Raw genomic sequence first — 19,364 nt, forward strand, 5'->3', positions numbered from 1 at the left:
CGTTACCCGGCGAGTGCCTTTCGCACGGCGTCGCCGTCGAATCCCTTAAGGCCGATGACCACCAGATGCTCGGCCTGCATCACGTCCGGCCGGGCGAAGGCGAGTTCAACGCGAGCGCCAACGGCCTGCACGACGATCGGCGCAGATTTATCGGCGATGCGTGCATGACCCTTCACGCGCAACACGCCATCGAGGCCAAGCGCGTCGCTAATGCGTGCGCGCATCGCGTCGATGCTGGCCGCAGCGGTCGGTTTGACGACGATGCTGTCGAAATCGTCATGGTCGTGTTCTTCTTCCTCGCCGTGATGACCGACGCGGGCGGCCATGTCGTCTTCGGCGGCTGCGTTGAGGCCGATCAGCACCGACGGCGCGAGATCGCCCTTGGAGCGCACGATGCTCACGCCGAGACGCAACACGGCCTTGAGCTTGGCTTCGATCTCGGCGAGCTTTTCCGGGGCGACGAGATCGCTCTTCGAGAGAACCACGAGATCGGCGCAAGCCAACTGGTCTTCGAACACTTCCTCGATGGGATCGTCGTGCTCGATACCCTCGTCCCTGGCGCGTTGCTCGGCAACGGCGTCTTCATCCAGCGTGACGCGGCCTTCAGAGAGCGCCAGCGCGTCGACGACAGTGACGACGCCATCGACAGTGGCGCGAGTCTTCACCGCCGGCCAGGCAAAGGCCTTCAACAGCGGCTGCGGCAGCGCAAGGCCGGAGGTCTCGATGACGATGGCATCGAGTGGACGCTCGCGCGACAGCAGCTTATCCATGGTCGGCACGAAATCGTCGGCGACGGTGCAGCAGATGCAGCCATTGGTAAGCTCGACGATATCGCCGGGCGCACAGGCCTTTACCGCGCATTCCTCGACCAGACCGCCATCGAAACCGGCATCGCCGAACTCATTGACGATCACGGCGATGCGGCGGCCATCGGCCTGGGTCAGCAGCGAGCGCAGCAGCGTGGTCTTGCCGGCGCCGAGAAATCCGGTGAGGACGGTGACGGGAACGCGGGACATTCAATTCTCCTGGGAACGCTTGAGCCAGAGCGGAAGCCCGGCGGAAATGAAAGCAACATTCGGCACGGCGGCCGCGATGATCTGGTTGAGGCGGCCCTGCGCATCGCGAAACGCGCGGCCGAGCGGTGTCTCAGGCACGAGGCCGAGGCCAACTTCGTTGGACACGAAAACGATCGGATAGCGCGAGACATCGAGGAAGCGCACCAGACGCTTCGCCTCGATCTCCGGATCGCGCTCGGCAAACATCAGATTCGACAGCCATAGCGTCAGGCAATCCACCAGCACGACGCGGCCGACCGTCGCCTCGCGCGTCAGCGCATCGACCAGCGCCAGCGGCTCTTCCACGGTGATCCAGCCTTCGCCGCGCTGCTTGCGATGCTGCGCGATGCGGGCATGCATCTCGTCGTCACCGGCCGTTGCAGTCGCAAGATAGACTTTGGTCAGGCCGATGCCATCGACCAGCCTCTCGGCAAAAGTTGACTTGCCGGACCGCGCACCACCCAGCACCAACGTGGTGGAGACCGCGGTCATTTCGGCGCACGCCCATCTTCAGGCGACCAACGCATCGGCGGCACGCGCGCGACCATGCCCTTGCGCAGCACCTCGGCGCGCTCGCGCCATGGCACCAGGCCGTAGTCGGCCTTCTGATAGGACTCCACGAAAGACACCAGCGCCGCGCTGCCGCTATCGGTCTGCAGATCGCCGAACAGGAACGTGTAGCCATCAGGGCTCGTCACCGCGACGGTTGCTGGCCGCTTGCAGACGCTGAGACACTGCACCGGACGCACCATCACGGCGGCATCGCCATCGCCGAGCGCGGCCTTCACCGCATCGAACATCTCCGGCCCGACAATCGTGCCGGTTTCGGCGGCCTTGCAGCTGATGCACACACTCACGACAACGGGACCAGCCGGCACGGGGCGCGGCGGTTCGACCGAAATTTGTTCGCCAGAGATATCGGCGCTGTCGTGATCCATCACATGCTCAGTTCATGCCCTCGCGGGCCTACGAGCTTTGTTGGATCGCGCCGACAGCATGGCCGTCAGTTCGCTCCCGTCCGGTGCACCCCGCCCCGACGACGCCTCCAAAGCACAGTTCGTGATGGCAGGTCTCCTGGCTTGCGAGTCACAGCCTGTTGCCGCCTTCCCAAGAATTCTGAAGAATTCCCAGTGGCACCGGCGCGGGCTCGTCGCTTACAGTTGCGGGGGCAGCGCCGGCCTCAAACCGGCTTCCCTATTCACCTTCCACGCGGAAGGACCATCGCAAAAGACGCTATCTGCCGGGTGCGCCGGGGTCAACCGCGCCGACGGACTGTAGCCCGGATCTGTTGACCTTGCAGGTCGTCTTGCGTCAGTTAGGCCGCGAAAAGGAACCCTATGTCCGCCCATTCCCAGCCCCTGTGGCAACCGCCCGCCATTGCGCCTGTTGACCCGCAGATCGCGGCAGGAATCCGCGCCGCCATCGACGGCAAGGCCAAGCCGCTGGGATCGCTCGGACGAATCGAGGAGCTGGCATTGCAACTCGGCATGATCCGGCATCCAGGCGAACCGCGCGGTGACAATGCCGTGCTGCTGGTGTTCGCTGGGGATCACGGACTGGTGGCCGAAGGCGTGTCGCAATATCCGTCGGCGGTCACGGTCGCGATGGTGATGACCTATCTGGCCGGCCGCGCCACGGCCAATGCTTTCGCCGCGGCCAACAACATCGACGTCCGCGTGATCGACATCGGCGTCGCCGCCGAGCTGCTGGTGCACCCGAAGCTGGTCGATGCAAAGGTTCGCATGGGTACGGCGAATGCCGCGCGCGAGCCAGCGATGACGGCAGAGCACGCGGCCGATGCGCTGACGCGCGGCTTCAGAATCGCCGTCGGTGAGATCAAGGCCGGCGCAGACATCATCGCGCTCGGCGAGATGGGAATTGGCAACACGGCCTCGTCGGCACTGGTGGTTCATCGACTCGCACCGGCACCCCTGGATGATTGTATCGGCGTTGGCGCCGGGCAGGATGATGCCGGCATGGCGCGCAAGCGCGCGGCGATCACGAAGGCGGCAGCGCGCAGCGACGCAACTGCGCCACTGGATGTGCTGGCCCAATTCGGCGGATTGGAAATCGCAGGCATGGCCGGAGCGATCCTCGGCGCAGCTTCGCAACGGCGGCCGGTGATCATCGACGGCTTCATCTCCAGCGCCGCGGCACTGCTCGCCGTTCGTCTGTGCCCGGCTGCACGCGGCTACTGCGTCTTCGCACATCGTTCGGCTGAACGCGGCCATGACATCGTGCTGAACGCGCTCGATGCCAAGCCGCTACTCGATCTCGGCTTGCGGCTCGGTGAAGGCACCGGCGCGCTGCTTGCGGTGCCGTTGGTCCGCGCCGCCGCGCGCATGCTGACCGACGTCGCCAGCCTCGACGACGTGCTGGCCGGAAATATCTAGATGAGGCTGGATCCGCATCTTTTGAATGCGATCCGTTTCCTGACGGTGCTGCCGGTACCGGCAACTGGCGACGCGCAGGATGCTGACTGGCTTGCGCGTGCAATGAAGTATTTTCCGATGGTCGGCGCCGGCATCGGTGCTGCATCCGCAATCGTGTTTCTCGTTGCCGGCGAATTCTGGTCACCGCTGATTTCTGCCCTGCTGGCGATCACGACAAGCATCGCCCTGACCAGCGCGCTGCATGAAGACGGCCTCGCCGACACAGCCGACAGTTTCGGCGGGGGCTGGACCGTCGAGAAGCGCCTTGCGATCATGAAGGACAGCCGCATCGGCACTTACGGGGCGCTGGCACTCGGCCTCGGCGTGGCACTGCGTATCGCGGCACTGGCAACATTACCTGTCTGGGCAGGTGCGGCATCACTCCTCGCCGTCCACGCCGCAGCACGCGCCATGCCGGCCTTCGTGATGAACCGCCTGCCCTATAGCGGCGATACCAGTGCGATGAAGGTCACTTACGCCGAGGCGCCCGTGCGATTTGAGGAATCGTTGTTTGCACTTGGTGTGGTTGTGCTTGCAGCAATCCCGCTTGCGCTCGTCTCGGTCGCATCGCTTTTTGCGGGTCTTCTGCTCGGCGCAGCGCTCGCCGCACTGCTCGCGCTCTGGTCGCGTCGACTGATCGGTGGTTACACCGGCGACGTGCTCGGCGCCGTCGAGCAACTATTCGAGATCGGCTTTCTGCTCGGTGCCGCAGCCCTGATCAGATAGGCCAGTTCAACGGCAATCGATAAGGCTCACCTTCAAAAGCGTCCGCGCCGCGGCCGATGCGTGCGATGGCTTCGACCATGCGGCCGTCGCGGCCAAGCTGTTCGTCGGCCAATTGCACCATCAATTTGTTCGGCGTCACATAAGGCGAACGCTTGCGTAGTTCATCGGCGATCACCGCCTCATAGCCAGGATTGCGATCGCAGGCGATGGCGTAAGCGGCGGCGCTGGAACGGCTGATACCGGCCCAGCAGTGAATGAGCATCGGGCGGTCAGCGATGCTGCCGCGGCCGAATTGAAGAATGGCATCCACGACGTCGGCATCGGGCGCGATCAGGTCCGGCGTTGCTTCGACGATATCGTGAAAGGTTAGCTCCACATGCCGCTCACGCGCCAACCCGCTCCAGTCGCGCTCACTCGTTGTGGGCGACAGAAGGGTCAGCAGATCGAAGGCCGGCAGCGTGTCTGCCACAGCAGCAAGGCCTCCGAGCGAGCTCACATAGATCATTCGAACACCCTGCTCGCTGTCGTCATGTCCTTCCTCTCACCCACGGCGAATGGACCTTCTTCAACCTCATGCCGCTGCGATGTCGCTGATGCAAGGTCGGTTTCTTAATACCACCCCCGACCTTTTCGCACTTGCACAATCGTAAATCGAGGAAAATACACCAATCAGAACAATCGGTTAGTCGCTCGAACTTTAGACAACCGAGGCAGGCCAATCTTAAAGAAGTTGCGATAGGTATCTAACTCACGAGTGCAGAGTCCAGGACGGTACGATGCTGAACTACTTCGAAATGGCGGCATCGCAAATCGGAACGATCTTCCGCGTGCCGCGCGAAAACCCCGAACTGGTGGAGGCGAAACTCGCTGCCTTCACCCGTCAGGTGCCGATGATGTATGCGCTGGTGGTCGTCAACACGACGGCACTTGCGATTACCTTTTATGGTACTGCGCCGCATCTGCTTACCGTCTATCTCCCTGCTGCATTCGATGCAATCTGTGTGATCCGGATACTGAGCTGGTTGAGAGCGCGGAACACCACGCTATCGCTCAACCAGGCCGTCGAGAAGCTCACCGGCTCCATCATCTTTGCAGGCATTCTCGGCGTCGCGTTCACTGCCTGGAGCCTCAGCCTGTTTCCCTATGGCGACGCCTATAGCAAAAGCCACGTTGCGTTCTTTATGGCCGTTACATCGATCGGCTGCGGCTTCTGCCTCATGCATCTGCGCGCGGCAGCGCTGATCGTGATGGCGCTGGTTGTCGTGCCCTTCGCTTTCTTTTTCGGCTCCAGCGACAATGTCGTCTTCGTCTCCATCGCCTTCAACTTCGTCGTGGTTATCGGGGCCGTTCTCTTCATGTTGCTCGGCAATTACTCCGATTTCGAGAAGCGGGTGAATTCGGAGAAGGCGCTGCGTATCAAGCAGGCTGAGCTGCAGGTGCTGAGCGACAAGAATTTCCGGAATTCGAATATCGACAGCCTCACCGGTCTCCCCAATCGCCGGAACTTCTTTGCCGAGCTTGAGCGCGGCATTGTCAACACTGAGCACAGTAGCGGCGGCCTGCTGCTCGGCATCCTGGATCTTGATGGCTTCAAGCCGATCAACGACATTCATGGGCACCACACGGGTGATCGCTTGCTGGTCGAAGTTGCGGACAGACTGCGCGCGCATCTCGCTCCTCACGTGTTTCTGGGCAGACTGGGCGGCGACGAATTCGTCATGTTCAGCGACCAATTGCTCGACCCGGACGCGATTGTTGAGGCGGAAGAGAGCATCGAGAACCTGTTCGACATCCCGTTCGAGATTGATGACATTACAGTCAGCATCAGTTGCTCGATCGGATATGCGGAATTTCCGGACACAGCCAGGACCGCGCAGGATTTGTTCGAGCGCGCCGATTATGCGCTGTTCTTTGCCAAGCAGCACAAGCGTGGCAAGGCGGTCCGGTTTTCTGCAGAACACGAAGCCGATATCCGCGAGGCCTCCTCTGTGAGCCGGGCCCTGGCCAGTGCCGACCTCGAACGGGAATTGTGGATCGCCTATCAGCCGATCATCGACGCGGAAACACAACAGCCCGCGAGCTTCGAAGCCCTGGCGCGCTGGAAGAGCCCGGAACTCGGCAATGTTCCGCCGATGAGCTTCATTGTCGCCGCCGAGCGCTCAGGCATGATCGGCCAGTTGACACCGTTGCTGCTGCGCAAGGCCCTCGAAGGTGCAGCGACATGGCCGGAGCATGTCCGGATTTCGTTCAACCTCTCCGCGGTCGACGTCGCCTCTCCCCTGTCGATCCTCAAGATCATTGCTGTTGTCCAGCAAAGCAAGGTGAAGGCCAGCCGCATCGACTTCGAGATTACCGAGACGGCCGTGATGGGCAATCTCGCACAAGCGACCGAAGCGCTGAATGCTCTGAAGGCTCTGGGCGCACGCATCTCGCTGGACGATTTCGGCACCGGCTATTCGAGCCTCAGCTGCATCCGCGAATTGCCGCTGGACAAGGTCAAGATCGATCGCAGCTTCATCAGCAAGATCGAGACGGATTCTGCGGCGCGCCTGATCCTGCGCACCATGCTCGGACTGTGCAACGGCCTCGGTCACGACTGCATCGTCGAGGGCGTCGAGAGCAGCGAACAGGTCGACTTCCTGCGCAAGGAGCACTGCCGTTTCATGCAGGGTTACTTCTTCGCCAAGCCCATGGGCATCGAGCAGGTCGGCGATTATCTGACCTCTGTTCAACACGGCGCGCTGGCCGAACGCACCGCCAGCTAGTCGTTCTGTCCGTCGAGCAGCCGCACCGCCTCGAACAGTGTTGCCGCCCCGACGGCCAGTTGCTCGGGCTCCGACCATTCCTCCGGGCAATGGCTCTTGCCGTCCTTTGACGGAATGAAGAGCATCGCGCTGCGGCCGATATGCGACATGAAAGCCGCGTCGTGACCGGCCCCCGACGCCAGCCGCGTCGTGGAATAGCCGAGCTTGGCAGCGCTGCGCCCGAGCACATCAAGCAGATGATCGTCGCAAGGCGCGGGAGGATTTTGCGAGATCAACGCGAAACGCTCGCGTTCGGCCTTGGCTCGGCCTGCGATGGCGAGGCTCTCGCGATCGAGCAGTGCCACAAATTCATCGACCAGCGCGGCCTTCTCGGCGCGAATATCGAGGATCATGCGCGCACCACCAGGGACGACGTTGGCGGCATTCGGGCTGATCTCGAGGATCCCTGTGGTGGCGACGAAGTGGCCTTGTTTGCGCGCGGCAAAGGCATTGGCTTGCTGCGCGACCAGCAGCACGAGTTCGGCGGCGGGAAGGCTCGCGTCTTTGCGATACTCCATCAGCGTCGAGCCGGCATGATCGGCGGCGCCCTTCAGCACGATCTCGACGCGGGTGATGCCGGCGATCCCGGTGACGAGACCGAGATCGAGCTTCTTGCTTTCCAGCACGACGCCCTGCTCGATATGCAATTCGAGATAGCCGACGAATTCCGGCTTCTGCATCGCGGCGATGGCGGCGGGATCGCCGCCGACGCGCTTGATGGCATCAGCCAAAGTTTCGCCTGCTGCGTTGGTGTAAGTCAGCATCCTGGCATCGAGCTCGCCAACCATGGCGCGGCTGCCGACGCAGGACAGACCATATTCGCTGGGCTCCTCGGCGAGGAAATCCACGATCTCGATCGGATGTCGCGATTTGTAGCCGGACGCCTGCAGCGCTCTGACCGCTTCCAACGCCGTGAGGATGCCGGAAATGCCGTCGAAGCGCCCGCCGGACGGCACCGTATCGGAATGCGAGCCGAGCATGATCGGCGGCAGGCCTGCGACACTACCTTCCAGCCGTGCGATCACGTTGGCGGCGGCATCCATACGCACCGTCATGCCGGCTGCGATATATTGCTCATGCAGCCACGCACGGCCGTCGAGGAAGCGCTGCGAGAACGATCGCCGCGTCCATGGCTTGTCGGGATCGGTGATGGCGGCCAGCGCCATATGGTCGTCCCAGAGGCGGTTCTGATCGATGGGCGGCTTTGTCTCGGTCGGCATGATCGGCATGAGGCTCATGAGTTGGCGGCACTGGCGCCGGCGCGATTATTGTTGAACACTTTGGCCATCGTGAAGCAAGAAAACGATGGACATCGTGAAGCAAGAAACGATCGGGGAGAAAATCGTGAGCAGCAAGACCAGGATCGCATGGGTGACCGGCGGCGGCACCGGAATCGGCAGAGCGGGCGCAGCGGCGCTGCTGGCCGACGGCTGGACGGTGGTTATTTCCGGCCGCCGGGCCGATGTGCTGAAGGGCGTCGCCGATGAACTCGGCGCCGGCGGTAAGCCCGTGGAGGCGATGGCGCTGGATGTCAGTAATGCCGACGACGTCAACAAGGTTGCGCAGGCCATCCTCGCCAAACATGGCCGTATCGACCTTCTGGTCAACAGCGCCGGCGTCAACCTGCCGAAGCGCAGCTGGGAAGACGTCACGCAGGACGGCTGGGACCAGATCGTCGACATCAATCTCAATGGCGTGATGTATTGCATGCGCGCCGTGCTGCCCGCGATGCGCGCGCAGAAGGACGGCTGCATCATCAATGTCGCCTCATGGGCCGGGCGCATTGTCTCCAAGATGACGGGACCGGCCTATACGGCCACCAAACATGCGGTGCTGGCGCTGACCCATTCCTTCAACATGGACGAATGCGTCAATGGCTTGCGCGCCTGCTGTCTCTCGCCCGGCGAGGTCGCCACTGACATCATGAAGAACCGTCCGGTGCCGCCGAGTGACGAAGTGATGGCGCGGATGCTGCAGCCGGACGATCTCGGCAAGACCATCGCCTTCATCGCCAGCATGCCGCCGCATGTCTGTATCAACGAGGTGCTGATCAGCCCGACCTGGAATCGCAGCTTCCTGGCGATGTGAGCGCGTCAAAGGCAGTAACGAAGGATGAGGTGAGCGCAGCGAAACCCATCGCCTTCGCGTGCCGGTGCATGCTCCGGCGCGGTGCGCTGCGCTCCACCCATTCTGCGATCTCGCGTAACGCTCTCAGTCGTCATGGCCGGACAGTGCGAAGCGAGCTTCGCAATGATCCCAGGCCTCTCCCACGTCATGGCCGGACTTGTTCCGGCCATCCACGCCTTGCTGTGGATGTCGCCAAGGCGTGGATACGCGGGACAAGCCCGCGCATGACGACTGAGTATGTCGTGGCCACGGAGCGCCACGTCTCTCCTGATTCAACTGTCAAACAGCCACTGCTCTTCAGACATGCGTCATTACCCCTGTTGTTTGCGGCGCGGGGGCGCCGTCGTCTTTTGCATTCCCGCCCCCTGTGAGAGGGCGTGCGGAACGCCGGGTGCCCGTTGCACCCTTGGGCCTGATGCGATGCGGTCTTCCGCTATTGTGAGTGCATCAGGACTTTCGGAGGCGCCGAGCAAGTGCCCGACGTTCCGCCTGCGGTGTTTTTTCGGTTGCTTGCACATCTGCCATGGCGAACGGTCCCATCACCAAAATTAATGTCCCAGGGCGGAGGGACAGGGTAGCCGCAAAGCACTTGGCCGAACGCGTTTTGACTTGGTCGTCCGTCACACTGTCCAGGAGTCTGTCCATCCGAAGGTCCGCCGTCTCCTTGCCAGTGGCAGTGCTGGCGCAGATCCGTCCTGCCCGAAGACAGACGTCACCCCCAAACCGCGTAACGCCGCATCTCCGGCGTCCACCGCATCCCACCCCGCGAACGTGACGATCGCGATCGCCCCTCTCGGTGGGGCAGGACGAATGAGAATATAAACCAGACGGGGATGTTGTCAACGGGAGATAGGAAAAAATGTTTGGGGCGCCCCACGCTGTCATTCCGAGGCGCGGCCGGCACTTGCCGGACGCGAACCCGGAATCTCAACATGGGAGTCTTCAACCGCGCCAAACATATCGGGATTCCCCGCCACTCCAATTGGAGTGGCTGAGGTTCGCGCTATGCCGGCTTGGCCGGCGACGCGCGCCCCGGAATGACGAGCCAAGGCGCACGTCCCGAAATGACGGCGTGAAAACCTCACCCGTTCTTCGCAAACAGCTCCCGCCCGATCAGCATCCGCCTGATCTCGCTGGTGCCGGCGCCGATCTCGTAGAGTTTGGCGTCGCGCAGCAGGCGGCCGGTGGGATAGTCGTTGATATAGCCATTGCCGCCGAGCAGCTGGATCGCGTCCAGCGCGCATTGCGTGGCGCGTTCCGACGCGTAGAGGATGGCGCCGGCAGCATCCTCGCGGGTGGTTTCGCCGCGATCACAGGCTTTCGCCACCGCATAGACATATGCGCGCGCCGAACTCAGCGCGACATACATGTCGGCGATCTTGCCCTGCACGAGCTGGAAGTTGCCGATCGGCTCGCCGAACTGCTTGCGCTCATGCACATAAGGCTGCGCGACGTCGAGACAGGCCTGCATGATGCCAAGCGGCCCCGCCGCGAGCACCGCGCGCTCATAATCAAGCCCGGACATCAGGACATTGACGCCGCGGCCGACCTCGGCGAGCACGTTCTCCTCGGGCACCTCGCAATCCTCAAAGACGAGTTCGCAGGTATCCGAGCCGCGCATGCCCAGCTTGTCGAGCTTCTGCGCCGTCGAAAAACCCTTCATGCCCTTTTCGATGATGAAGGCGGTGATACCGCGCGGTCCGGCAGCCGGATCGGTCTTGGCATAGACCACCAGCGTCTGCGCCACCGGGCCATTGGTGATCCACATCTTGTTGCCGTTGAGAACGTAGCGGTCGCCCTTCTTGTCGGCGCGGGTCTTCATCGACACCACGTCCGAGCCCGAACCCGGCTCGGACATCGCGAGGGATCCGACATGTTCGCCCGAGATCAGCTTCGGCAGATATTTGCGCTTCTGTGCTTCATTACCGTTGCGGCGGAGCTGATTGACGCAGAGGTTGGAATGCGCGCCATAGGACAGGCCCACCGACGCCGAGGCGCGCGAAATCTCTTCCACCGCGATAACGTGTTCGAGATAGCCGAGCCCGGCGCCGCCGAACTCTTCCTCCACCGTGATACCGTGCAGGCCGAGCGCGCCAATCTTGGGCCAGAGATCGAGCGGAAACTGGTTGGTCTTGTCGATGGCTTCGGCGCGCGGCGCGATCTCGTTCTGGGAGAAGTCACGCACGGTCTCGCGAATCGCGTCCGCAGTCTCGCCGAGATCAAAATTGAACATCCGTTGAGCGTTCGCAATCACAGGGTCGCCTCCGGTCAGAACGGCGCGCAAGCGCACCGGTTTTGTTGATTGAAATCACCATGTCACGGGCCGAACGGGCTGAGAAGAGGCATAAAGTGGTCCTTGCTCTTGGCCGCGCAACGGGTTGTAATTCATCCAAATAAGCCCTCCGGGACCAACCACGGAGGACATGCCAGGGAGAGAACCGATGCTCGATCGCGTCCAGGATTCCGACAGCAGCAAATCCGCCCAAGCCGCCGCTCACGCCCAAGCTTACGGGATGCCGCTCGATGAGTTCGATCCCGGCAATCCCGAACTATTCCGCACCGATACGTTCTGGCCCTATTTCGAACGGCTGCGCCGCGAGGATCCCGTCCACTACTGCAAGGACAGCATGTTCGGACCTTACTGGTCGGTGACCAAGTACAACGATATCATGCAGGTCGAGACCAATCACGCCACCTACTCTTCCGCCGCGGCTTTCGGCGGCATCACCATTCGCGACGCCGGTGTGCAGTTTCGCCGGCCGATGTTCATTGCCACAGATCCGCCGCATCACAGCGCCCAGCGCAAGACGGTGGCGCCAATGTTTGCGCCTCACCACATGGACGAGCTCTCCAGCCTGATCCGCAGTCGTACTGCCGAGGTGCTGGACTCCCTGCCCCGCAACGAGACCTTCGACTGGGTCGATCGCGTGTCGATCGAATTGACCACACAGATGCTGGCAACCCTGTTCGACTTTCCCTGGGAGGAGCGCCGCAAGCTCACCCACTGGTCGGATGTCGCCACCATGTTGCCGCCCACGCCTGAGGCCGAGCTGGAGCGGCAGAGAGAACTGCGCGAATGCGGCGAGTATTTCGGGCGACTGTTTCAGGAGCGACTCAATGCGCCGCCGAAGAGCGACCTGATATCGATGATGGCGCATAGCGAGGCCACGCGGCATCTCGATCCGGAGAGTTTTCTCGGCAACATCATTCTGCTGATCGTCGGCGGCAACGATACCACGCGCAATTCGATGTCCGGCGGCGTCTACGCACTCAATCAATTCCCTGGTGAATATGACAAGCTGCGCGCCAACCCGGCGCTGATCGAGAGCATGGTGCCGGAGATCATCCGCTGGCAGACGCCGCTGGCACATATGCGGCGCACGGCGGTGCAGGACACCGAGCTCGGCGGCAAGCAGATCAGGAAGGGGGACAAGGTCGTAATGTGGTACGTCTCGGGTAATCGCGATGACGAGGTCATCGAAAACCCCAACGAATTCATCATCGACCGTGTGCGCCCGAACCGCCATCTGTCATTCGGCTTCGGCATCCACCGCTGCGTCGGCCTCAGACTTGCCGAACTTCAATTGAAGATTGTGTGGGAAGAGATCATCAAGCGCTTCGACAGGATCGAAGTCGTCGGCGAGCCGCGCCGCGTCTTTTCGAGCTTCGTGAAGGGTTATGAAACATTGCCTGTGCGGATCGCCGGCTGAACCAGCGACCGCAACGGCTCAGGATCGATTTTTTGGAGAGCAGACGCCATGAATATCCAAGCCAGGATCAATCCTGACAAAGCCGAGATCCAGCGCGTCGCGCGCGAGATCGCCTATTCGACGCCGCTGAAGGACTTCCATCCCGGCGCGCCGAAATTGTTCGCAACCGATACGCTGTGGCCGTTCTTCGAACGGCTGCGCAAGGAAGAGCCGGTGCATTACTGCACCAATGCACCGATCGAACCCTACTGGTCGGTGACCAAGTATCACGACATCATGCATGTCGACACCAATCACGGCATCTTCTCGTCCGACGTGAAGCATGGCGGCATCGCGATCCGCGACGTGCCGGAAGGCTATGACTGGCCGAGCTTCATCGCCATGGATGAACCGAAGCACAGCGCCCAGCGCAAGACCGTGACGCCGATGTTCACGCCAACGCATCTCGACGAGATGGCGGTGCTGATCCGTGGGCGCGTCTGCAAGGTGCTCGACGGATTGCCGCGCGGCGAGACCTTCGACTGGGTCGAACGCGTCTCTGTCGAACTCACCACGCAGATGCTGGCAACCCTGTTCGATTTCCCGTGGGAGGAGCGCCGCAAGCTGACGCGCTGGTCGGACGTGTCCACCGCGCTGCCAAAAAGTGGAATCGTGTCGTCGGAGGAAGAGCGCCGCCGCGAGATGGATGAATGCGCCGCCTATTTCCAGAAGCTCTGGAATGAGCGCGTGAATTCCGACCCGCGGAATGACCTGATTTCCATGATGGCGCATAGCGACGCCACACGCTTCATGGATCCCGACACGCTGATGGGCAATATCATCCTGCTCATCGTCGGCGGCAACGATACCACCCGCAACACCATGACCGGCTCGGTGCTGGCGCTGAACGAGAACCCCGACCAGTATCAGAAGTTGCGCGACAATCCGTCGCTTATCGAGACCATGGTCCCCGAAGTGATCCGCTGGCAGACGCCGCTGGCGCATATGCGCCGCACCGCCATGCAGGATACTGAACTCGGCGGCAAGACCATCAAAAAGGGCGACCGGGTGGTGATGTGGTACGTCTCGGGCAACCGCGACGAGGAGGTGATCGAGCGGCCCAACGAATTCATCATCGACCGCGCGCGGCCCAAGATTCACCTGTCATTCGGTTTTGGCATACACCGCTGCGTGGGCATGCGCCTGGCGGAGTTGCAATTGAGGATCGTTTGGGAGGAGATACTGAAACGGTTCGAGAACATCGAAGTTGTGGGGGAACCCAAGCGCGTGTATTCGAGCTTCGTTAAAGGCTATGAGACCCTGCCGGTTCGGATCACGTGAGACCGCAGGATTTCGTAATGCCGGTCAGGATTCATAATTTTCCCCTCAAGAAGAGAAGCTCAATTCCTTGACGAAACACCATCCCGCGGAACAGGACGAATTCCACGATATCCGCGATGCCGTTGCCAAACTGTGCGCACAGTTCCCCGGTGAATACTGGCGCAAGCTCGACCGCGAGATGGCCTATCCGAAGGCTTTCGTCGATGCATTGACCGAAGCCGGCTACCTGTCGGTTCTGATCCCCGAGGAATATGGCGGCTCCGGCCTCAAGCTGTCGGCCGCGGCGGCGATCCTCGAAGAAATCCAGCGCGCCGGTTGCAACGGCGGCGGCTGCCACGCGCAGATGTATACGATGGGCACCGTGCTGCGTCATGGCAATGACGAGCAGAAGGCCAAGTGGCTGCCGAAGATCGCCAGTGGCGAAGTTCGCCTGCAGGCCTTCGGCGTCACCGAGCCGACCTCGGGCACCGACACGTCCTCGCTGAAGACGGTGGCGAAGAAGGACGACAACGGCGACTACATCGTCAACGGCCAGAAGATCTGGACCAGCCGCGCCGAATATTCCGACCTGATGGTGCTGCTCGCGCGCACCACACCGAAGGAACAGGCCGCGAAGCGCACCGATGGTCTGTCGGTGTTTCTGGTGGACATGAAGGAGGCCAAGAAGAACGGCCTCGAGATCCGCCCGATCCGCACCATGATGAACCATGCCACCACCGAAGTGTTCTTCACCGACATGAAGGTGCCGGCGGAAAACCTGATCGGCGAAGAGGGCAAGGGCTTCCGCTACATCCTCTCCGGCATGAATGCCGAGCGTATCCTGATCGCCAGCGAATGCGTCGGCGATGCCAAGTGGTTCATCGCCAAGGCGTCGGCCTATGCCAAGGAGCGTCAGGTGTTCGGCCGTCCGATCGGCCAGAACCAGGGCATTCAATTCCCCATCGCCAAGGCCTATGCCAACATGCGCGCGGCCGAGCTGATGGTGAAGGAAGCGCTGCGCAAATACGAAGCCGGCATGGAATGCGGCGCCGAAGCCAATATGGCCAAGATGCTTGCGGCCGACGCCTCCTTCGAGGCGGCCAATGCCTGTATCCAGACCCATGGCGGTTTTGGATTTGCCGAGGAATACGACGTCGAACGCAAATTCCGCGAGACCCGTCTGTATCAGGTGGCGCCGATCTCGACCAACCTGATCCTGTCCTTCGTGGCCGAGCACGTGCTCGGCATGCCGCGCTCATATTGAGATAGACCCATGCTGCCGCTCAAGGGACTGACCGTCATCGCCGTTGAACAGGCGGTGGCTGCACCATTCTGCAGTTCGCGTCTCGCGGATGCCGGCGCACATGTCATCAAGATCGAGCGACCCGAAGGCGACTTCGCCCGCGGTTACGACGCCGCGGCGAAGGGCCAGAGCAGCTACTTCGTCTGGCTCAACCGCGGCAAGGATTCCGTCGTCGTTGATCTCTCCACGCCGGACGGCCGCAAGGCCATGGAAGAGCTGATCGCCACCGCCGACGTGCTGATCCAGAACCTCAAGCCCGGGTCGATGGACAAGCTCGGCTTCACCCGCGAGCGGCTGCGCAAGGACTATCCGCGGCTGATCTGCTGCACCATTACCGGCTATGGCGACACCGGCCCCTATGCCCATCGCAAGGCCTATGACCTGCTGATCCAGGCGGAGAGCGGATTGGCGTCGATCACCGGCGGTCCCGAAGGGCCGTCGCGCGTCGGCGTGTCCATCGTCGACGTCGCCACCGGCGCGGCCGCTCATGCGGCGATCCTGGAAGCGTTGATCGGTCGCTCGGTGTCGGGCGAAGGCGCCGATATCCGCATCTCCATGTTCGACGTAATGGCCGACTGGCTCACCGTGCCGCTGCTCAATGCCGAGGCTGGCAACGAGCCGAAGCGCATGGGCCTCGCGCATCCCTCCATTGCGCCCTATGGCGTGTTTCGCTCGAAGGACGGCAAGGACATCCTGATCTCGATCCAGAGCGAGCGCGAGTGGAAGATCCTCTGCGCCAAGGTGCTGGGGAATGCCGACCTCGCCGCCGATCCGCGCCTCGTCAACGGCGTCGAGCGCGTGCGCAACCGCGCCTTCACCGACCAGACCGTCAGCGACATCTTCGGATCGCTCAGCCGCGACGAACTCCTGAAGCGCCTGACCGACGCCGATATCGCCTTTGCCGAAGTGAATACCATGGCGGACCTCACCACCCATCCGCATCTGCGCCGCATCACGGTGAACACGCCGAATGGCGAAGTGTCCTATCCGGCGCCGGCCGCGATCTGGGTCGATGCGCCGCGCAGCTATGGCGCCGTGCCCGGCATCGGCGAAGTGCAGAAGTAAACTTCAAGATCAGACGGAGGTCGCTATGACCGACAAGCTCGACATCGATCATCTCAAGCAGTGGATCGGTCGCACCGACGAGGCCTCCGACGTCGTGACTGCGCAGCTCGTGAAGGGTCTGCGCGCGACGCTGTTTCTCGACATCGGCACGCCGAAGCCCGGCGACGCCGCGCCGTTCACCACACAGTGGTGCCTGGCGCAGCCGGTGGCGGCAATGGACAAGCTCGGCCCCGATGGTCATCCCGCGCGCGGCGGTTTCCTGCCGCCAGTGCCGCTGCCGCGCCGCATGTGGGCCGGCGGCGAAGTGCAGTTTATCGAGCCATTGCTTGTGGGCGACGAGGTCACGCGCTCCTCGAAGATCCTCGACGTCAACCTCAAGACCGGCTCGACCGGCGCGCTGTGCTTCGTCAATGTCGAGCACCTGATCACCACCAAGCGCGGCCTCGCCATCCGCGAGCGGCAGGACATCGTCTACAGGGACATGCCGACCAGTATGGCGCCGCCGGCGCCCGCGCCGAAGGAAATACCGGCCGCCAAGCATCAGGAAACGCATTACGCCGATCCCGTGCTGCTGTTTCGCTACAGCGCGCTGACCTTCAACGGTCACCGCATCCATTACGACCGCAACTATGTCACCAAGGTCGAATTCTATCCCGGCCTCGTGTTTCATGGGCCGCTGCAGGCGGCCTTGCTGGTGGAGTTCGCCGCCAAGCTGAAGGCCGGCAAGGCGCCGGCGAAATTCAGCTATCGCGGCGTGTCACCGCTGTTTGACGGCGCGGATTTTTCGGTGAATGCGAACGAGACGGCGGACGGTCTCGAGGTCTGGACGGCGAACCATCAGGGCGCGCCGACCATGAAGGCGACGGCGAGCTGGTAATCGCAGCGAAGCTCTGACCTAACCTCTCCCCGCATTGCGGGGAGAGGTCGCCGCGTCTTCGCGGCGGGTGAGGGGCCGCACGCTATAGAGACCCAGTGGCCTCACCTATCGGATCTCGACTTTTCGATCCGCAATCTCCCAGCCTTTCGCGGGCTATGTGCCCCGCCCCTCACCCCACCCCTCTCCCCGCGCAAGAGCCGGGGAGAGGGAGCGACAGCGCGCCTCCGTTCGGTCCGCGCGGTTTTGCACCCCCTCCCCGATTGACTCCCGGCCCCCTCCTGCTGTTGATGAGTCAACAACACGGCAGACCACTGCCCGATCCCGTGAGGAAACCGCCTTGGCCCGCGACAGCAAGACAACCGCCGCCCGTACTCCCGTGACCGTCAAGGACGCCACGCTGAACCTTCTGCGCGGCTTCGGCATCACCAAAGTCTTTGGCAATCCCGGCTCGACGGAACTGCCGTTTCTGTCCGACTGGCCCGACGATATCGATTACGTGCTTGGCCTGCAGGAAGCCTCGGTCATCGGCATGGCCGATGGCTACGCGCAGGCAACACGCAATGCCGCTTTCGTCAATCTGCATTCCGCCGCCGGTGTCGGCCATGCGCTGGGCAATATCTACACCGCGCATCGCAACCAGACGCCGATGGTCATCACCGCCGGCCAGCAGGCGCGCAGCATTCTGCCGCTGCAAGCGTTTCTCTATGCCGAGCGCGCCTCGGAATTTCCGCGGCCCTATGTGAAATACAGCGTCGAGCCCGCACGTGCCGAGGATGTGCCCGCCGCGATCGCGCGCGCCTATTATGTGGCGATGCAGCCGCCTTGCGGACCGACTTTCGTGTCGGTGCCGATCGACGATTGGACGCATCAGGCCCAACCTCTTGAGGCGCGCCATGTGAGCCGCGAGCTCGGGCCAGATCCCAAGGCGATGCAGGAACTCGTCGCCGCACTCAACACAAGCAAGAACCCTGCATTGATCGTCGGCCCCGGCATCGACCGCGCAAACGCCGTCGATCTCATGGTCAGCGTTGCGGAGAAGACGAAGGCTGCCGTCTGGGTCAGTCCGTTTTCGGCGCGTTGCAGTTTCCCGGAACTTCATCCGCAATTTGCGGGGTTCCTGCATGCGTCGCCGGCACAGCTCTCCGATGCACTCCGCGAACACGATCTCGTCGTCGTGATCGGCGCGCCGGTGTTCACCTTCCACGTCGAAGGTCATGCCGCGATCTTCGATGGCGACACCACGATCTTCCAGATCACGGACGATGCGGACTCGGCTGCCGTCGCGCCGATCGGCACCAGCATCATTGCGACCATGAAGCCGGCGCTCAAGCTGCTGCTCGATCTGCTACCAGACACCAAGCGACATGTTGCGAAGGGCCGCATCCTGCCGCCGCCGCCCGCAGGTGCTGACCCGATCCCGATAGATTATCTGCTGCACACGCTGTCGCGGGCCATGCCTGCAGATGCGATGCTGGTGGAAGAAGCGCCGTCGCATCGCCCTGCAATGCAGAAGTATCTTCCGATGCGCGGCGCCAATAGTTTCTACACCATGTCGTCAGGCGGCCTCGGCCACTCCCTCCCCGCCTCTGTCGGCATGGCACTAGGCTATCCTGATCGGCGCACCGTCTGCCTGATCGGCGATGGCTCGGCGATGTATTCGATCCAGGCACTGTGGACCGCCGCGCAGCGCAAATTGCCTTTAACCATAGTGGTTATCAACAATTCCGGTTACGGCGCGATGCGCTCGTTCAGCCAGGTGATGCAGGTGCGCAATGTTCCCGGGCTGGATCTGCCCGGTCTGGATTTCGTCAAATTGGCGGAAGGCATGGGCGCGCATGCGGTGCGCGTCAGCAAATCATCGGAACTTGCGGGTGCATTTACTGCCAGTCTGCAACATCCGGGCGTCAGCCTTGTCGAAGTCATCGTCGACTCGGCCGTTCCCGTGCTTTATGGACAGAAGCACTGA

Annotated in this window: 16 protein-coding genes and 1 riboswitch; of the genes, 10 read left to right on the forward strand and 6 right to left on the reverse strand. The window is 62.3% G+C overall.

What is annotated here, in order from left to right; all coding sequences use genetic code 11:
• Nucleotides 1-2: 2 nt before the first annotated feature.
• Genes cobW through AB7828_RS12660 form a run of 3 tightly spaced genes read right to left on the reverse strand, consistent with a single transcriptional unit; the run spans nt 3 to nt 1,993 of the window.
• Nucleotides 3-1,016, reverse strand: a complete 1,014-nt coding sequence (gene cobW / locus AB7828_RS12650) for a cobalamin biosynthesis protein CobW (RefSeq protein ID WP_441230310.1) — start codon at nt 1,014-1,016, stop codon at nt 3-5.
• Nucleotides 1,017-1,547, reverse strand: a complete 531-nt coding sequence (cobU, locus tag AB7828_RS12655; protein WP_441230311.1) for a bifunctional adenosylcobinamide kinase/adenosylcobinamide-phosphate guanylyltransferase — start codon at nt 1,545-1,547, stop codon at nt 1,017-1,019.
• A complete protein-coding gene (locus AB7828_RS12660) occupies nt 1,544-1,993 on the reverse strand; it encodes a DUF1636 family protein (RefSeq protein ID WP_441230312.1) in 450 nt (149 codons plus the stop codon). Before AB7828_RS12660 ends, cobU begins: the two co-directional genes overlap by 4 nt.
• Nucleotides 1,994-2,102: 109 nt before the next feature.
• Nucleotides 2,103-2,293, reverse strand: a riboswitch (cobalamin riboswitch).
• Nucleotides 2,294-2,392: 99 nt separating this feature from the next.
• Here AB7828_RS12660 and cobT point away from each other — a divergent pair.
• Nucleotides 2,393-3,448 carry a nicotinate-nucleotide--dimethylbenzimidazole phosphoribosyltransferase gene (cobT, locus tag AB7828_RS12665; RefSeq protein WP_441230313.1) on the forward strand — a complete coding sequence of 352 codons (1,056 nt, stop codon included), beginning with the start codon at nt 2,393-2,395 and terminating at the stop codon, nt 3,446-3,448.
• Nucleotides 3,449-4,213, forward strand: coding sequence for an adenosylcobinamide-GDP ribazoletransferase (gene cobS / locus AB7828_RS12670; RefSeq protein WP_441230314.1), 765 nt, complete (start codon nt 3,449-3,451; stop codon nt 4,211-4,213).
• Here the strand turns inward: cobS and AB7828_RS12675 are convergent.
• On the reverse strand, nt 4,206-4,718 hold the full coding sequence (locus AB7828_RS12675) for a tyrosine phosphatase family protein (RefSeq protein WP_441230315.1): 513 nt from the start codon (nt 4,716-4,718) through the stop codon (nt 4,206-4,208). The genes cobS and AB7828_RS12675 overlap by 8 nt on opposite strands.
• 271 nt (nt 4,719-4,989) lie before the next feature.
• Between AB7828_RS12675 and AB7828_RS12680 the strand changes: the two genes are divergently transcribed.
• The gene (locus tag AB7828_RS12680; protein WP_441230316.1) at nt 4,990-6,978 is read left to right on the forward strand and encodes a putative bifunctional diguanylate cyclase/phosphodiesterase; all 1,989 of its coding nucleotides are present in this window, start codon (nt 4,990-4,992) and stop codon (nt 6,976-6,978) included.
• Here the strand turns inward: AB7828_RS12680 and AB7828_RS12685 are convergent.
• Complete coding sequence (locus AB7828_RS12685) at nt 6,975-8,255, reverse strand: Zn-dependent hydrolase (RefSeq protein ID WP_441230317.1); 1,281 nt, start codon at nt 8,253-8,255, stop codon at nt 6,975-6,977. The two genes, AB7828_RS12680 and AB7828_RS12685, sit on opposite strands and share 4 nt — an antisense overlap.
• A 106-nt stretch (nt 8,256-8,361) precedes the next feature.
• On the opposite strand from AB7828_RS12685, the gene AB7828_RS12690 reads away from it, so the two are divergent.
• The gene (locus AB7828_RS12690; RefSeq protein WP_441230318.1) at nt 8,362-9,105 is read left to right on the forward strand and encodes an SDR family oxidoreductase; all 744 of its coding nucleotides are present in this window, start codon (nt 8,362-8,364) and stop codon (nt 9,103-9,105) included.
• A gap of 1,120 nt (nt 9,106-10,225) precedes the next feature.
• Here the strand turns inward: AB7828_RS12690 and AB7828_RS12695 are convergent.
• Nucleotides 10,226-11,398, reverse strand: a complete 1,173-nt coding sequence (locus tag AB7828_RS12695; RefSeq protein ID WP_089265707.1) for an isovaleryl-CoA dehydrogenase — start codon at nt 11,396-11,398, stop codon at nt 10,226-10,228.
• 259 nt (nt 11,399-11,657) lie between these two features.
• Here AB7828_RS12695 and AB7828_RS12700 point away from each other — a divergent pair, with 259 nt between their 5' ends.
• The 6 genes from AB7828_RS12700 to mdlC all read left to right on the forward strand — a co-directional run bounded on the left by AB7828_RS12700 (nt 11,658) and on the right by mdlC (nt 19,364).
• Nucleotides 11,658-12,854 (forward strand): cytochrome P450, encoded by a 1,197-nt coding sequence (locus tag AB7828_RS12700; protein WP_309948669.1) that lies wholly within the window; start codon nt 11,658-11,660, stop codon nt 12,852-12,854.
• Between the two features lie 48 nt (nt 12,855-12,902).
• Nucleotides 12,903-14,174: a cytochrome P450 gene (locus AB7828_RS12705; RefSeq protein WP_175368407.1), complete on the forward strand. Its 1,272-nt coding sequence runs from the start codon at nt 12,903-12,905 to the stop codon at nt 14,172-14,174.
• 67 nt (nt 14,175-14,241) lie between these two features.
• Nucleotides 14,242-15,417, forward strand: coding sequence for an acyl-CoA dehydrogenase family protein (locus tag AB7828_RS12710; RefSeq protein WP_089265293.1), 1,176 nt, complete (start codon nt 14,242-14,244; stop codon nt 15,415-15,417).
• A gap of 9 nt (nt 15,418-15,426) precedes the next feature.
• Entirely contained in the window at nt 15,427-16,521 is a 1,095-nt protein-coding gene (locus tag AB7828_RS12715; RefSeq protein WP_441230319.1) for a CaiB/BaiF CoA transferase family protein, read from the forward strand.
• A gap of 25 nt (nt 16,522-16,546) precedes the next feature.
• A complete protein-coding gene (locus tag AB7828_RS12720; protein WP_441230320.1) occupies nt 16,547-17,398 on the forward strand; it encodes an FAS1-like dehydratase domain-containing protein in 852 nt (283 codons plus the stop codon).
• 337 nt (nt 17,399-17,735) lie between these two features.
• Complete coding sequence (gene mdlC / locus AB7828_RS12725) at nt 17,736-19,364, forward strand: benzoylformate decarboxylase (protein ID WP_441230321.1); 1,629 nt, start codon at nt 17,736-17,738, stop codon at nt 19,362-19,364.

This window comes from Tardiphaga sp. 215_C5_N2_1 (assembly GCF_052076055.1).
Taxonomy (GTDB): Bacteria; Pseudomonadota; Alphaproteobacteria; order Rhizobiales; family Xanthobacteraceae; genus Tardiphaga; species Tardiphaga robiniae.

Coding starts and splice junctions, on each gene's coding strand:
- cobW (WP_441230310.1), bottom strand. CDS start 1,016: ATGTCCCGCGTTCCCGTCACCGTCCTCACCGGATTTCTCGGCGCCGGC.
- cobU (WP_441230311.1), bottom strand. CDS start 1,547: ATGACCGCGGTCTCCACCACGTTGGTGCTGGGTGGTGCGCGGTCCGGC.
- AB7828_RS12660 (WP_441230312.1), bottom strand. CDS start 1,993: ATGGATCACGACAGCGCCGATATCTCTGGCGAACAAATTTCGGTCGAA.
- cobT (WP_441230313.1), top strand. CDS start 2,393: ATGTCCGCCCATTCCCAGCCCCTGTGGCAACCGCCCGCCATTGCGCCT.
- cobS (WP_441230314.1), top strand. CDS start 3,449: ATGAGGCTGGATCCGCATCTTTTGAATGCGATCCGTTTCCTGACGGTG.
- AB7828_RS12675 (WP_441230315.1), bottom strand. CDS start 4,718: ATGATCTATGTGAGCTCGCTCGGAGGCCTTGCTGCTGTGGCAGACACG.
- AB7828_RS12680 (WP_441230316.1), top strand. CDS start 4,990: ATGCTGAACTACTTCGAAATGGCGGCATCGCAAATCGGAACGATCTTC.
- AB7828_RS12685 (WP_441230317.1), bottom strand. CDS start 8,255: ATGAGCCTCATGCCGATCATGCCGACCGAGACAAAGCCGCCCATCGAT.
- AB7828_RS12700 (WP_309948669.1), top strand. CDS start 11,658: ATGCCGCTCGATGAGTTCGATCCCGGCAATCCCGAACTATTCCGCACC.
- AB7828_RS12705 (WP_175368407.1), top strand. CDS start 12,903: ATGAATATCCAAGCCAGGATCAATCCTGACAAAGCCGAGATCCAGCGC.
- AB7828_RS12715 (WP_441230319.1), top strand. CDS start 15,427: ATGCTGCCGCTCAAGGGACTGACCGTCATCGCCGTTGAACAGGCGGTG.
- AB7828_RS12720 (WP_441230320.1), top strand. CDS start 16,547: ATGACCGACAAGCTCGACATCGATCATCTCAAGCAGTGGATCGGTCGC.